Here is a 13,757-nt window from a genome sequence, read left to right on the forward strand (position 1 = left end):
CCGACCGTCGTTCCAGGCGGTGCGCAGCCTGATCCCGGCCCGCATGGACCGCCTGCCCTGGGCCCGCTTCCACACCCTGGTGATCGTGGGGCTGGGCGCAGCATGGATCCTCGACGGCATCGAGGTGCAGATCGTCGCGGCCAACGGCTTCGCCGCCGACCTGGGCATGAGCAACGAGCAGATCACCGCCTCGGCGACCTTCTACCTGTTCGGCCAGGTGCTCGGCTCGCTCGTGTTCGGTCGGCTCACCGACCGCATCGGACGCAAGAAGCTGTTCGCCCTCACCCTCGCGGTCTACCTCGCGGGCTCCGCGCTCGCGGGCCTGTCGTTCTCCATGTGGTTCTTCTACCTGTGCCGGTTCATCGCCGGCGCCGGCATCGGCGGCGAGTACTCGGCGATCAACTCCGCGATCGACGAGCTGATCCCCGCGAAGTACCGCGGACGCGTGGACCTCGCCGTGAACGGCACCTACTGGGCGGGCGTCGCCCTGGGGGCCGCCTCGACGATCTTCCTGCTCGACCCCGAGCTCGTGAACGAGCACTGGGGCTGGAGGATCGGCTTCTTCATCGGCCCCGTGCTCGGACTCATCCTGATCCTCATGCGCCGGGCGATCCCCGAGTCGCCCCGCTGGATGCTCACCCACGGCCGCGGCGAGGAGGCCGAGCAGATCATCGGCGGCATCGAGGAGCGGGTCCACGACAGCGGGCACGAGCTCGGCGAGGTCGACGAGTCCCGCGCGATCACCGTGAAGCCCGAGGAGCGCCTGCCCTTCCGGGAGGTCGCGCACGTCTTCTTCAAGGTCTAACCGGGCCGCACCGTGCTGGGCGTGACCCTCATGGTCACCCAGTCGTTCCTGTACAACGCCATCTTCTTCACCTACGCGATCGTCCTCGAGCAGTTCTACGGTGTCGCGAAGGACGCGGCGGGGCTCTACATGATCCCGTTCGCCATCGGGAACCTGCTGGGGCCGCTGCTGCTGGGGCCGCTGTTCGACACGATCGGCCGACGCCGCATGATCTTCGGGACCTACGGACTCGCCGCGGTGATCCTCACGGCCTCGGCGATCGCGTTCTCGGCCGACCTGCTGACGGCCACGACGCACACCGTGTTCTGGTGCGTCGCGTTCTTCTTCGCGAGCGCCGGCGCCTCCTCCGCCTACCTGACGGTCTCCGAGGTGTTCCCGCTCGAGGTGCGCGGTCAGGCGATCAGCTACTTCTTCTCCATCGCCCAGATCGCGGGCGCGATCGCCCCGCTCATCTACGGGGCGCTGATCGGCGACGGCTCCTCGCGCGGGCCGCTCGTCATCGGCTACATCGGCGGCAGCCTGATCATGCTGATCGGCGGCATCGTGGCTCTGGTCCTCGGCGTCGACGCCGAGCGCAAGGGCCTCGAGGACGTCGCAGATCCGCTCAGCAAGCGCAATGCGGAGTCCGAGGACCACGGCGAGCAGGAGGCGACGGCATGAGCACGAAGGCAACGGAGACGATGGGCGGCGCGGCGGAGGAGGCCGGCGGCGCAGGGGTCCAGACGGCCGACGGCGGCGCAGCTGCCCCGACGGCCGACGGCGGCGAGGGCCGCGGCCCGATCCTCGTGGGCGTGAGCGCCACGTCCGGATCGCCCGCCGCTCTGCGCTGGGCGCTCGAGCAGGCCCGCCTGCAGTCCCTGCCGCTGCTGGCCCTGCGCGCATATCGCGTGCCGACGACGGCCGCCGGGACCGTGCGCCCCACGCCCTCGCGGGTCGCCGACAGTGAGGACCCGCTGCGCAGCGCAGCCCTGGAGACCCTGGAGGGAGACGTGCGCCGGGCGCTCGGAGCGTCGGCCGACGAGGTCGAGCTGCGGGCCGTGCGCGGCTCGCGGCGCCGCGTGCTCCTGGACGCGAGCGCAGGCGCGAGCATGCTGGTCATCGACGCGCCGCGCCGACGCGAGGTGCGCAGCGACCCCACCTTCGCCGCGCAGCTCGTGCACCGGGCGCTGTGCCCGGTGGTGATCATGCCGGGACCGCTCGCACGGGACGCGGCGCGGCAGGGCGGCTGAGCGTCCGCGCCGTCCTCCGCCGTCCGCCTCTCACCCGTCGGCCTCTCACCCGTCGGCCCCTCATCCGTCGGCCCCTCGTCCCTTCGGCCGATCCGCCCGTTCGTGGCCGATTCCTACGATGGGGCGGTGATGTCCCCGTCCCCTCCTGCACCCGCCCCCTGCGAGGCGAGCTCTCCCCGCCCCTGGGTGCGGCGCCTCGCGGAGCTCGGCCGGATGCTGCTGGTCTCGCTCGTGTGCCTCGTGGTCGGGGCGATCGTGCTCCTCCTCCTCACCATCGCCTACTGGGACGAGTACGGGGACGTCCTCCCGCCCCGGTTCAGCCTGCTGCTCACCATCGACATCGGCATCGGCCTGCTCGCGAACCTCGCCGCCGGGCCCATGCGCCGGGCCGGCCTGTGGAACCTGCTGCTGGTGGTCCCCGGCGCCCTCAGCGGCTCGTCCCTGCCCGCCTCCGCGGTCGCGCTCGCGCGGCTGGGCGCGCGCAGGGACTGGCGCGTGGATGCGAGCGGCCTGGGCGTATGCGCCGTCGCCGCGCTCGCCTCGGGCGTCCTGAACCGCTGGGCGGACGGCGACTGGTCGCCCACCCTGCTCATCGAGGTGCTGCTGAGCGTCGTCTTCGCCGCCGCCTCGCTGCTGTGGGGCCGGGTGCGCGGCACCCGCCTCGCCCTGATCTCGTCCCTGCGCAGCCAGGCCGCGACCGCCCAGCGGGAGCGCGCCGCCGTCGAACGCGAGCACGAGGCCCTCGAGCGCGAGCACCGCGCCCTGGTCGCCCAGGCGGAGTCCGAGCAGCGCGCCGCGATCGCCCGGGACATGCACGACAGCCTCTCCCACCATCTCTCCCTGATCGCGATGCACGCCGGCGCGCTCGCCTATCGCCGGGATATGCCGCCCGAGAAGATGCGCGAGGTCGCGGACACGATCCGCGGCGACGCCCGTGCGGCGAACACCGAGCTGCGCGACGTGCTCAGCGCCCTGCGCGAGGATCCGGCCGAACCGCTGCCCACACCCGGGAGCATCGACGACCTGGTCGAGGCGGCCCGCGCCGAGGGACAGGACGTCCGCCTGCACTGGGAGGGCATCGGTGCCGGGGATCTCGAGTCCGCCGGCTCCGCGACCGTGGTGACGCTCGTGAGGATCACCCGCGAGCTGCTGACCAATGCCCGCAAGCACGCGCCCGGTGCACGGCTCGACCTGCAGATCGTCCGGGACCAAGATGATCTCCGGATGTCGGCGAGCAACCCCGTGCCGGCGTCGGACGCCGCGGACAGCGAGCTCGGCACCGGACTGGGCCTGACCGGCGTGCGCGAGCGGGTGCGGCTGCTCGGAGGCACGTTCCGCGCCGATGTGCGGGACGGCGCGCAGGACGGCGAGCACGACGATCCACGGGACGACACGCACGTCCGCCGGCGGGACGGCACGCACGTCCGCCCGCAGGACGGCACGCACATCGGCCGGCCGGACGATCCGCTGGCCAGTCCGCAGAACGCTCAGACTTTCGAGGTGGAGGTGCGCCTGCCATGGAGGACGCGATGACGCCTGATGCCCCGCAGACCCGCGTGCTGCTCGTGGACGACGAGCAGCTCATGCGCGCCGGGCTGCGCCTCATGATCGACGGGGCCGACGGCATCTCCGTCGTCGGCGAGGCCTCCGACGGAGCAGAGGCCCTCGAGCGCTGCGCCGAGCTCGACCCGGACGTGGTGCTGATGGACATCCGGATGCCGCGCATGGACGGGATCGAGGCGACCCGCGCGCTCCGCGAGCGCGACGTGAGGGCCGGCGTCGTGGTCCTCACGGCCTTCGACACCGACACCTTCCTCCTCGATGCGCTGCGCGCCGGCGCCATGTCGTTCCTGCTCAAGGACTCTCCGCCCGAGCAGGTCGTCCAGTCCATCCACGAGGCCGCGCGCGGCGACGCCCGCTTCTCCCCCGCTGTGCTCCGACGTCTGGTCCGCCTCGCCTCCGCGCACGACGAGGCGGCGACCGCCCCGTCCGGGGACGTTGCGACGACCGACCCCGCGCACGGCGGACCGACGGCCACCGCCGACGGCGCAGGCGCCGGCGCGGTGGCGGGCCCGCCCCAAGGCCTCACCGAGCGCGAGTGGGAGGTCGCCGGTCTGGTGGCGCAGGGGCTGACCAACTCGGAGATCGCCGACGCCCTGTTCCTCTCGCTGCCCACCATCAAGACGCACATCGGGCACCTGTTCGAGAAGCTGCTCGTCACCAACCGCGTGCAGCTCGCGATCCGCGTCCTCGAGATCCACGGCCAGGCCTGAGCGGAGCCGGCTCTCTCCCCGGCCGTCGGCCGTCGAGCGTCGGGCATCGGGCATCGGCCGTCGAGCGGCGGGCGGCGGGCGGCGGGCGGCGGGCGGCGGCATCATCACCCCCGCTGGCCCCGGACCGGCCCCGGCACCGGTAGGCTCGCCGCGAACCGACACCGGGAGCCGCAGACGTGAAGTACCTGGCCATCGCCCTGATCCTGGGCCTGCTCGCCCTGCGCCTGCTGCGCGGGCGCTGGGGCTCGCGTTTCCTCGGCGTCTCGGGCCGCGTGCTCGACATCGTCTACGTGGCGGCGCTCGTGATCGCCGGTGTCGCCGCCGTCGCCACGAAGTACTGGCTGCTTCTCGCGCTCGTGGTGGTGCTGCTCGTGCTGCGCGTCGTCGAGGCGGTGCGCGCCCGGCGCCCGCGGCGGTGAGACGCGCCATCGGCGTCGGCACGTCACGCACCATCGGTGTTGGTCCGTCACACACCATCGGTGGCGGTCCGTCACACACCATCGATGTTGGTCCGTCACACACCATCGGTGGCGGTCCGTCACACACCATCGATGTTGGTCCGTCACACACCATCGGTGGCGGTCCGTCACACACCATCGATGTTGGTCCGTCACACACCATCGGTGGCGGTCCGTCACGCACCATCGGTGGCGGCATGTCACGCACCGGCCTCCACGCGACATCCGTGCAATATTTCGCATGGATGTCGCGTATACGCCGATCGGTGACGGCACCCCGCCCCGCAGCCTCACTCTGAACCTCAGATCCAGCCACGCCCACGGCCCCGGCACCGGCTTCGCCCACGGCCCCGGCTCTGGCCTCGGCCCCGGCCCCGGCCCCGGCCCCGGATCAGCTCTCGCCGCACCTCCTCGGGAACACCACCAGGCGCTGGACGAGGAAGCTGAGCACGAACAGCGCCAGATCCGTCGTCACCTTCGCGACCAGCAGCGATGCCCCGAGCCCGACCAGGGCGTCCACGAGCAGCACCCCGGCCCCGAGCACGAGGGCGGCGAGCACCGCGTAACGGGCGAGCGCCCTGCCCAGCGGTACGTCGGTCCCGCCGTCGAACACCACGCGCCGATTCAGCGCGAAGTTCCCGCTCGCGCTGAGCACGCGGGCGGTCGCGAGGGCGAGCCAGACCGGCGCGCCGAGAGCGGAGAACGCCAGGAACAGGACGGTGTCCAGGGCGAAGGCGAGCAGACCCGATCCCATGAAGGCGAGCACCGGGCCGAGCACCCGCAGGGAGTCGCGCACGGGACGGAAGTGGCTGGCCTCGTTGTCGTCCAGGTAGACGGTCTCGATGGGCACCTGATGCAGTCCGATGCCCTCGCGCCCGGCGCGAACGAGCATCGAGTACTCGTACTCGTAGCGGTCGCCGGGGATCGCCTCCGCCCAGGCCAGGCGGGAGGCGGGCAGGCCGCGCAGACCGGTCTGGGTGTCCCCGAGGCGCTCGCCGGACGCCAGTCGCAGCACCCACGAGCTCACCACGTTGCCCAGTCGCGAGCGCAGCGGCACCTCGGAGCGGTCGAATCCGCGCACGCCGAGCACGAGGTCCGAGCGGGGCCGGGGCGGAGGGGCCGAGGCCGACGAATTGGCCTGATCCCCCGGAGCCGACCGGCCGGGATCCGCGCAGGCGAGCGCACTGCCTCCGTCGGCCGACGGCTCGATCCCGTCGAGGACGTCGCGCACGCGGCGGATGTCGACGAGGGTGTGCTGGCCGTCGGCGTCGGCCGTGACCACGCCGCTGCCGGGTCGAGTCCCGCGCACGTGGGCGATGCCGGCGCGCAGGGCGCCGCCCTTGCCGCGGTTCTCCGGCAGGCGGAGGACCTCGGCGCCCTCGAGCTCACAGCGGTCGAAGACGACCTCGTAGTCGGGGCCGGAGCCGTCGTCGACCACGAGCACGTCGATGCCGTCGGCGGCCAGTGCCGACACCAGGTCCACGAGCGGACGCGCGGGCGCGAGCGCCGGGATCAGGACCACGGCGCGGCCCGGAGCGGGCGAACCGGACGTGGGAGTGGGCGAGTCGGAGGCAGGGGTGGGCGGGGCGGACGCCGCGGAGGCCCTGGCACGACCGGGACCGGTCGTTGCGGGCGCCTCGGTCGCGGAGCTTCCGGCGGGCGCCGGACGGGCGGCGGCCGTGCTGGGCCGCAGGTGCGGGCGGATCGTCACCATCGCGATCACCCGGCCACGTAGAGGATGTCGGAGGTGGCGCGCTCGCCGCCGTTGGAGGGCTCGTTGAGGATCTCGCCGTCGAAGATCATCACCGAGGAGCCGCCGCCGTCGAGGTTGTAGCCGCTCGTGCAGCCGAGGTCTGCGAGGATCTCGCCGAGCTCGGTGAGGCCGACGCCGCGGGAGTGCCCCTCGGACCTTCCGTCGACGACGAGGAAGACCAGGTGGTTCTCGCCGATCACGCCGATCGCGGTGCGCGGCTGGTCGCCCTGGATCGAGTGGTTGCCGATGTTGGTGTCGATCTCGACGTCCTCGACGCCGTCGGGGACCTTCCCGTCCTCGAGCACGGCGGGGCCGAAGCTCAGGGTGTTCCAGGCGCCGTCGTCCAGCAGCTCGTCGGCGCTGGTGGTGGTCTCGTCGTAGATCTCGATGCGTCCGTCGGCATAGAACACGAGACCGTCGCGGGCGGGTTCGTCGCGGTAGGTGACGCCGTTGCGGATGACGATGCCGGTGTCGCGGAAGCCGTAGTAGTCGCCGTTGATCGCGAGCACCGCCGAGTTGTCCGAGGCGATCTCGCTGGGCTTCTCGGTGATGTTCTGGCCGAACTCGTCCTGCGCGAAGGCCGAGCGCACGACCGTCGCGTCGTCGACCTCGATTTCCGCGGCGTACCAGGCCAGGGCCTCGGAGCCGCTGCCCGTCTGGGTCTCGGTGAGGGTGATCGTCGTGGTCGAGGAGGTGAACCCGGTGCTCGAGTACTCGCCGTCGGTCGCGAGCGCCGCGGTCTGCGCGGTGCCGGCCTCGGACTCGGCGGCGGAGACGTCGGAGACCTCGACCTTCTCCCGCAGGAAGCGATCGTAGGCCCAGGCCGCGGAGCCGCCGGTCCCGGCGAGCAGGGCGACGCCCGAGCCCAGCAGGACACGGCGGCGGATGACGCTGCGTCCGCGGTGGCTGCGCCGGCCCGACGGGGGCTGCTCGGGCGGATTCTGGCCCGGCGGGTTCGGCCCGGGATCTCGAGTGGGTGCGTGCGGTGTGCTCATGCGCCACAGAGTCAGCGCGTGGGCTGTGCCCGGGACGTCGCCCCGGCTGTGGGGGTCCTGTGCGCCCCGCGGGAGTCGACGCATCGCCCCGCGTGCACCACGCTCCGCGCACCCATCGCGCCCCGCCCGCCGGTCGATCTGACGTTCGGGTGGGAATCGGGCGCGAATTCCCACCCGAACGTCAGATCGACCTCAGCGCGCGGAGGGGTGGGCGGCGAGGCGCTCCAGGGTCTCGTCGAGCGCGGCGCGGTCGCGGTAGGCGCCGTCGCGGACGACGCCGCGCACGTCGGCGAGCGCAGCGGCGTCGGCCGTCGGGTCCCCGCCCAGCAGCACCAGGTCCGCCTCGAAGCCGGCACGCACGGCACCGGCCCGGTCCTCGCGGCCGAAGAAGCGGGCGGCGTCGCTCGTGGCCGCGCGCAGGATCTTCGCGGGGCTCACGCCGGCCTCGGCGAGCAGGGCGAACTCGTCATGGAGGCCCAGGCCCGGGATCACCCAGCTGGCGCCGTTGGAGTCGGTGCCGGTGAGCATCGGGACGTCGGCGTCGGCGAGCACGCGCGTCATCCGCAGCTGCGCGTCCCAGTGCTCGGCGAGCGCCTCCCGCGTGGGGGCGGGGAGGTCCTCGAAGGTGTCGGTGACGGACTCCCAGAGCTCGAGCACGTCCGGCGCGATGAACCGCCTGCGGGGGTCCTCGCGGTGCCGGGGCGTGCCGGGGAACTGCTGGGTGTGCACGCGGATCAGCGTCGGGCACTGCCAGGTGTCGTTCGCCGCGAGCAGCTGCGCGAGGGACTCGGCGCGCTGGGCGTCGAAGCTGCGGTCCACGAGCCGGTAGTTCTCGGCGGTCTTGGCGCTGGTGCGGGCCGCGGGGTTGACCACGAGCTTCATGAGGAAGGGCTGGAAGATCCGGTTCGCGATCGGGGCGAGCCCGGGGATGCGCGGGAGGCTCGGGACGCCGCCGGCGTCCTTGCGCGCCTGCTGCTCGCGCCGCGAGGACGCCGCGTACAGCGAGACGCCGGTGCCCAGGTGCTCCATGCAGTGCATGCCGGCCTCGGAGGCCTCGCGGGCGTCGATGTCATCGGGCACATGGCCCACCACGTCCAGGCCGACCCTCTCGCCCTCGGCGATCGCGGCGAGCAGCGTGCTGCGATTGGTGAAGCCGGCCTTGACGAAGTCGGCGCCGCGCTCGGCCTGGTGGCGCACGGAGGCTGCGGCCCCCTTCGCGTCGGGCGCGGTGATCGGGGTGAGCAGGTCGCCGGGCAGGGCGAGCAGGCGCGGCGCCCCCTCGGGTGAGCGCAGCGTGCCCGCGGCGCGGCGGGCCAGCAGCTCGTCGCTGCCGGACATCTGCCGGTAGCCGGCGACGCCCGCGGCCAGCATGAGCGCATAGGTCGCGTCGACGTCCTCGGGGTTGTTCAGCGGGTGCGCGTGCGCATCGACGAAGGCGGGGACGACGAAGAGGCCCGCGCCGTCCACGACGTGCGCGCCGTGCTGCTGGTCGCCGTGCGCCCGCTGCTCGTCGTGCGCGCCGACCGCGGCGATCCTCTCCCCCTCCAGGCGCACGTCCTGATGGGCGGTGACCGCACCGCTCGCGGGGTCGACGACGGCGACGTCAGCCAGGACGACGGAGCCGGTGGCGGTGGGCGCGGGGACGTAGCTCGCGGTGGTCATGCCCCGAGGCTATGCCCGGCGGCTGTGCTCCGGGGCCGCGCCCCGAGACCGTGCCCCGGGGCCGCGCCACGAGGCCAGGCCAGAGTCCGCCGCCCTATGCCTCGAGGATGCGCTCGGCCGCCTCCGCGATGCTCATCCGCGAGGTGTCCGCCTCGATCGCGTCCGACGGGGCGGGCAGCTGAGGGATCGCGAGCACGTCGCGCAGGATGCCGGGGTCGGTGAGCTTGGTGCGCTCCGCCCGCTCGGGCGAGTCCACGCGGGCGGCGAGCTCGTCGGCCGACGCGGTGAGCCAGACGGGCACGAACCGCGCGCCGCGCTGGGCGGCGAGGTCCCGCAGACGCTGCACGTGGGCGGCGTTGTCCGGCTCGTCGGGAAGCCAGTTGGTGAACACGTGGGAGAGCTCGGCCGGCGCCGCGAGCGTCGCCTCGAGCACCACGTCGAGCACCCGTGCCCGCAGCGCGTCGGTGTCGGCGAGGTCGCGGCCGCCGCGGGCCAGACCCATGGGCACGAACACGGCGTTGTTGACCAGGTGGTTGTCCACGACGATCGCGCCGGAGCGGCGCGCGAGCTCGCGCGCGATGCTCAGCTTCCCGACAGCGGGCGGGCCGACGAGGAAGAAGAGGCGGGAGGTCTCGGGGTGACCTTGGCGGTCGAGGTGGACGGGGTGGTCGGTGCTCATGGTCATCGAGCGTAGTGGGGCGGCTCGCCGGCCATGGCCCGTCGGTCCCTCAGAGGGTGAAGCCGGAGGGGAACGGGTCGCTCGCGTCCAGGACGATCTGCGAGAGCGCGGTGAGCCAGGCGCTGCCGGTGATCGTGGGCAGCACCGCCTCGGCCCCGTCGGCGCGTCCGGCTCCATCGGCACGGGCGGATCCGTCGGCGCGGGCGGCCCCGTCGGAACCGGAGATCCCGTCGATGCGGGTGGTCCCGACCAGGCGGCCGGTGAAGGACGTGCCCAGGAGCGAGGTGCTCTCGAAGTCCTCCTCGAGGCCCAGCTCCCCGCGCGCATGGTGGATCGCCATGAGCGCGCTGGTGCCGGTGCCTCCGGGTGAGCGGTCCATCCAGCCGGGGTGGTTCACGAGCGCGTGGCGGGCGCGGCGCGCATCCGAGGCGGGGTCCAGGAGGATCGTGTGCTCGCAGCCCTCGTAGCCGGTCCCCGGATGGCGGGGCAGGATCTGCGCGTTCACCGCGTCCATGACGGCGCTGCCCGCGCGGATCAGATCGTCCGACGCCTCGCGGGCGACGCGCAGCCCGAGCGCGTCGGCGCCGAGGACGGCGTAGAAGTTCCCGCCGAAGCCGATGTCGACCGTGACCTCCCCGTACCCGGGAATGTCGATGCGCTGGTCGAGGGCATGGGCGAAGGAGGCGACGTTGGCGATGGTCACCGAGCGGGCCCGGCCGTCCCGCACCTCGACGTCGGCCGTGATGAGGCCGATCGGGGCGTCCAGGCGGATCCGGGTGACGGGCTCGGCGACCTCGACCATGCCGGTCTCCACGAGCGCGGTCGCGACGCCGATGGTGCCCGCGCCGCACATCGGCAGCGCGCCGGTGACCTCGATGAACAGCACGCCCCAGTCGGCGTCCTCGCGCGTGGGCGGCTGCAGGATCGCGCCCGACATCCAGCCGTTGCCGCGCGGCTCGCACATGAGCAGGGTGCGCAGGTCGTCGCGCTCGGCGGCCAAGTGGGCGCGGCGCTCCTCCATCGTCCTCCCGGGCAGCGGGGCCACTCCCCCGGTGACCACGCGCACCGGGAGCCCGGCGACGTGGGTGTCGACCACGGGCAGCAGGCGGCGGGCGCGCATCAGCGCTCCTCCGTCGTCCCGGTGAGCTCGTCGATCAGCGCACGGGGCAGCTCGACCTCGGTGACCTCGTCCTTGCGACGTCCGAAGTCCACGCCGTGCTCCTCGTGCAGTCGGCGCAGGTGCTCCTCGGCCCGCTGCGGGTAGTCGCGCGCGAAGGCAGACGGGTCGATGGCGATCGCGAACATGCCCAGGCTCGGGGAGGTCTCCCCGGAGTCGAAGGGTGCGGCGTCCAGGGAGAACGAGCCGCCGGACATGGCCGCGAGCATCTCGACCATGAGCGCGATGTTCCCGCCTTTGACGCCGCCGAAGGGCAGCAGAGCCCCGGCGAGCGCCGCGCGGGCGTCGGTCGTGGGCTCGCCGTCCGGATCGAGCGCCCAGCCCTCGGGGATCGCGGATCCGTCGTCGGCGGCGTCGCGGATCTTCACCCAGGCGGTCTCGCTCGTGGCCTGGTCGAACATGCGCGGCCCGTCGGGGTGCGGGAGGGCGAAGGCGATCGGGTTCGTGCCGGTGACCTCCTCGCTCGCGCCGTGCACGGCCATCAGCGCGGGCGAGTTCGCGCCGGTCACGGCGATCAGCCCGTGCCCGGCGAGGCGGCTCGCATAGTCGCCGAGCTCCCCGGCGGTGAAGGCGTCGCGCACGGAGAGCACCGCGACCCCGCAGTCGCGGGCGGCGGCGACGAGGTCGTCCTCGGCGACGTCGAAGGCGAGCTGGGCGGTGCCGCCGTCGGCGTCGACCGCGATCACGGCGCGGCGGTCCGTGGTCACGCGCGGGCGAGCATCGGGCGCGATCCTCCCGGTGCGCAGGCCGTCGAGGTAGTCCGGCAGGTGGGTCGCGCCGATCGCGGACTTGCCGCGCCGCTCGGCGGAGACGACGGCCGCGGCGAGCGCGTCGGCGACCTCGTCGGAGCCGCCGGCCGCGCGCACCGACCCACGGCAGAGATCCGACAGCTCGTCCAGGGTGAGGCGACGGGTCGGGGCGGGCGCGGCAGGGCCGGAGGAAGCGGAGCTCGAGGTCATGGTCGTCCACGCTATCGGAGCGGCGCGCCCGGATCGCGGGCGTCCGACGGGCGGGTGGGGGTGGGCGACGGACCGACGGGCGGCGCTCCCGACCCCGCCCCAGGCTCCGTCGCTACAGTGCCGAGGGGCCGGTGCCCCGCTCGCAGGGATCACACCCGCACCCCGACCCGAGCCGACCCGACCCGACCCGACCCGACCCGACCCGACCCGACCCGACAGAAAGCGATCATGGCCTCTTCCGCCTCGTCCACCGCGCTCACCGCCTCCGACGTCCACGCCGGCTACCCGGGCCAGAGGGTCCTGGACGGCATCGATCTGGAGATCCGCTCGGGCCAGGCGCCCACGGGGCTGCTCGGGCCGTCGGGCGCGGGGAAGACGACGCTCATCGACGTGCTGCGCGGGGTCCTGAAGCCGACCTCCGGTCACGTCATGTACGAGGGTCGGAACGCGGCGAAGCTGCGCGGCGCGCATCGCAAGGCCTTCACGGCCGACGTCCGCTTCGTCTCCCAGTACGCGCTGACCGTCACCGATCCCCGCGCGAGCGTCACCGGGGCCCTGCAGAACGCCGCCCGGGAGGCGCGCAAGGGCGGCCGCACCCATGCGGTCTCGGTGCCGGAGATGCTCGCGACCGTGGGACTCGAGCCGCACTTCGAGGGCCGCACGCTGCGCTCGCTCTCCGGCGGGGAGCTGCAGAGGGTCGCGCTCGCGACGGCGCTCGCCACCCGCCCCGGCATCCTCGTGCTCGACGAGCCGCTGACCGCGGTGGACCCGGGCATGCGCGGGGAGATCGCGGCGGGCCTGCGCGCCCGCGCCGACGAGCTGGGCGTGGGCATGCTCATCGCCTCCCACGACCTCGAACTGCTCCAGCGCCTGTGCGAAGACGTCGCCTTCCTCGGCCAGGGGCGCATCCTCGCCCGCGGCACGATGCACGAGGTCCTCGCGAGCACCGAGCACTCGGCCATCCGGGACCTCGCGGCGAGCGCGCCGCTCGCGGTGCAGCGCTTCCGCTGATCAGACGCCCTGGAGCACCCCGAGGTGCTCGAGCAGGATCTGCAGGCCGATGAGGATGAGGATGACGCCGCCGATGACCTCGGCGGGCGTGCGGAAGCGCGCGCCGATCCTCTGGCCCAGGAACACGGCGACGAAGGACAGCACGAAGGTCACCACGCCGATCACGGGCACGGCAGCCCAGATCGAGAGCTTCGAGAAGGCGATCGAGATGCCGACGGCGAAGGCGTCGATGCTGGTCGCGACCGCGAGCACGGCCACCTCGCGCGGGATGACGCGATGGTCGGGGTGGTCGGGGTCCTCGGGGAGCTCCTCGGCCGGGCCGTCGGGCCGGAAGGCCTCCCAGATCATCTTGCCGCCCACGATCGCGAGCAGCCCGAAGGCGATCCAGTGGTCGACCTTGTCGACGTAGGAGCCGAAGGCGGCGCCGAGCAGCCAGCCCAGCAGGGGCATCACGGCCTGCGCGATGCCGAACGCGGCGGCGAGGACGAGCGCGTTGAACAGGAGCTTCCCGCGGATCTGCAGGCCGCGCCCGAGGGCGACCGCGAAGGCATCGGCGGAGACGCCCAGGGCCAGGATCAGAAGGGTGGCGGTGGTGGCCAGGGTCATGGGGTCGGGACCTCACGAGTCGGGCCGGCGGATGGAGTCCTCCGGCATGGTCTGATGCCGAAGGTCTCGTTCACCCGGGCCCTCCCGCTGCTGCGGTCGCGGAGCCGGGCGGCGGGCCGGGTGCCGGGGCACCAGAATGTCGACATCGCC

General features: G+C 73.4%; 12 protein-coding genes and 1 pseudogene. 6 read left to right on the forward strand and 7 right to left on the reverse strand.

Annotated features, from left to right (window positions below):
• Positions 1–43: 43 nt before the first annotated feature.
• The 5 genes and pseudogenes from FHG10_RS12785 to FHG10_RS12805 all read left to right on the forward strand — a co-directional run bounded on the left by FHG10_RS12785 (position 44) and on the right by FHG10_RS12805 (position 4,726).
• Positions 44–1,465, forward strand: a pseudogene (locus FHG10_RS12785) (MFS transporter).
• On the forward strand, positions 1,462–2,034 hold the full coding sequence (locus tag FHG10_RS12790) for a universal stress protein (RefSeq protein WP_152353735.1): 573 nt from the start codon (positions 1,462–1,464) through the stop codon (positions 2,032–2,034). Before FHG10_RS12785 ends, FHG10_RS12790 begins: the two are co-directional and overlap by 4 nt.
• Before the next feature lie 129 nt (positions 2,035–2,163).
• Entirely contained in the window at positions 2,164–3,567 is a 1,404-nt protein-coding gene (locus FHG10_RS12795; protein ID WP_227488271.1) for a sensor histidine kinase, read from the forward strand.
• The gene (locus FHG10_RS12800) at positions 3,564–4,307 is read left to right on the forward strand and encodes a response regulator (RefSeq protein ID WP_152353737.1); all 744 of its coding nucleotides are present in this window, start codon (positions 3,564–3,566) and stop codon (positions 4,305–4,307) included. The genes FHG10_RS12795 and FHG10_RS12800 overlap by 4 nt, the downstream gene beginning before the upstream one ends.
• Before the next feature lie 176 nt (positions 4,308–4,483).
• Positions 4,484–4,726, forward strand: a complete 243-nt coding sequence (locus FHG10_RS12805) for a hypothetical protein (RefSeq protein WP_152353738.1) — start codon at positions 4,484–4,486, stop codon at positions 4,724–4,726.
• Between the two features lie 430 nt (positions 4,727–5,156).
• On the opposite strand, the gene FHG10_RS12810 is transcribed toward FHG10_RS12805, so the two are convergent.
• The 6 genes from FHG10_RS12810 to FHG10_RS12835 form a co-directional block, all read right to left on the reverse strand.
• On the reverse strand, positions 5,157–6,287 hold the full coding sequence (locus FHG10_RS12810; RefSeq protein ID WP_152353739.1) for a bifunctional glycosyltransferase family 2/GtrA family protein: 1,131 nt from the start codon (positions 6,285–6,287) through the stop codon (positions 5,157–5,159).
• A 197-nt stretch (positions 6,288–6,484) separates the two neighbouring features.
• Positions 6,485–7,513, reverse strand: a complete 1,029-nt coding sequence (locus FHG10_RS12815) for a phosphodiester glycosidase family protein (RefSeq protein WP_152353740.1) — start codon at positions 7,511–7,513, stop codon at positions 6,485–6,487.
• Positions 7,514–7,705: 192 nt separating this feature from the next.
• Complete coding sequence (locus tag FHG10_RS12820) at positions 7,706–9,175, reverse strand: amidohydrolase family protein (RefSeq protein ID WP_152353741.1); 1,470 nt, start codon at positions 9,173–9,175, stop codon at positions 7,706–7,708.
• 94 nt (positions 9,176–9,269) lie between these two features.
• Positions 9,270–9,854 (reverse strand): AAA family ATPase, encoded by a 585-nt coding sequence (locus FHG10_RS12825; protein ID WP_193636304.1) that lies wholly within the window; start codon positions 9,852–9,854, stop codon positions 9,270–9,272.
• Between the two features lie 49 nt (positions 9,855–9,903).
• On the reverse strand, positions 9,904–10,974 hold the full coding sequence (locus FHG10_RS12830) for a proline racemase family protein (protein ID WP_152353743.1): 1,071 nt from the start codon (positions 10,972–10,974) through the stop codon (positions 9,904–9,906).
• Positions 10,974–11,990 carry an Ldh family oxidoreductase gene (locus tag FHG10_RS12835; RefSeq protein ID WP_152353744.1) on the reverse strand — a complete coding sequence of 339 codons (1,017 nt, stop codon included), beginning with the start codon at positions 11,988–11,990 and terminating at the stop codon, positions 10,974–10,976. Before FHG10_RS12835 ends, FHG10_RS12830 begins: the two co-directional genes overlap by 1 nt.
• Positions 11,991–12,218: 228 nt before the next feature.
• On the opposite strand from FHG10_RS12835, the gene FHG10_RS12840 reads away from it, so the two are divergent.
• Positions 12,219–13,001: an ABC transporter ATP-binding protein gene (locus tag FHG10_RS12840; RefSeq protein WP_152353745.1), complete on the forward strand. Its 783-nt coding sequence runs from the start codon at positions 12,219–12,221 to the stop codon at positions 12,999–13,001.
• Here FHG10_RS12840 and FHG10_RS12845 read toward each other — a convergent pair whose 3' ends face one another.
• Positions 13,002–13,607: a manganese efflux pump MntP gene (locus tag FHG10_RS12845; RefSeq protein ID WP_152353746.1), complete on the reverse strand. Its 606-nt coding sequence runs from the start codon at positions 13,605–13,607 to the stop codon at positions 13,002–13,004.
• Between the last annotated feature and the right edge of the window lie 150 nt (positions 13,608–13,757).

Origin of the sequence: Brachybacterium subflavum (genome assembly GCF_009299795.1) — a bacterium.
In the GTDB taxonomy this organism is placed as follows: Bacteria; Actinomycetota; Actinomycetes; order Actinomycetales; family Dermabacteraceae; genus Brachybacterium; species Brachybacterium subflavum.

Excerpts from the sequence above, each read along its gene's own strand:
- FHG10_RS12790 (WP_152353735.1), top strand. The coding sequence starts at position 1,462 with ATGAGCACGAAGGCAACGGAGACGATGGGCGGCGCGGCGGAGGAGGCC.
- FHG10_RS12795 (WP_227488271.1), top strand. The coding sequence starts at position 2,164 with ATGTCCCCGTCCCCTCCTGCACCCGCCCCCTGCGAGGCGAGCTCTCCC.
- FHG10_RS12800 (WP_152353737.1), top strand. The coding sequence starts at position 3,564 with ATGACGCCTGATGCCCCGCAGACCCGCGTGCTGCTCGTGGACGACGAG.
- FHG10_RS12815 (WP_152353740.1), bottom strand. The coding sequence starts at position 7,513 with ATGAGCACACCGCACGCACCCACTCGAGATCCCGGGCCGAACCCGCCG.
- FHG10_RS12820 (WP_152353741.1), bottom strand. The coding sequence starts at position 9,175 with ATGACCACCGCGAGCTACGTCCCCGCGCCCACCGCCACCGGCTCCGTC.
- FHG10_RS12825 (WP_193636304.1), bottom strand. The coding sequence starts at position 9,854 with ATGAGCACCGACCACCCCGTCCACCTCGACCGCCAAGGTCACCCCGAG.
- FHG10_RS12830 (WP_152353743.1), bottom strand. The coding sequence starts at position 10,974 with ATGCGCGCCCGCCGCCTGCTGCCCGTGGTCGACACCCACGTCGCCGGG.
- FHG10_RS12835 (WP_152353744.1), bottom strand. The coding sequence starts at position 11,990 with ATGACCTCGAGCTCCGCTTCCTCCGGCCCTGCCGCGCCCGCCCCGACC.
- FHG10_RS12840 (WP_152353745.1), top strand. The coding sequence starts at position 12,219 with ATGGCCTCTTCCGCCTCGTCCACCGCGCTCACCGCCTCCGACGTCCAC.
- FHG10_RS12845 (WP_152353746.1), bottom strand. The coding sequence starts at position 13,607 with ATGACCCTGGCCACCACCGCCACCCTTCTGATCCTGGCCCTGGGCGTC.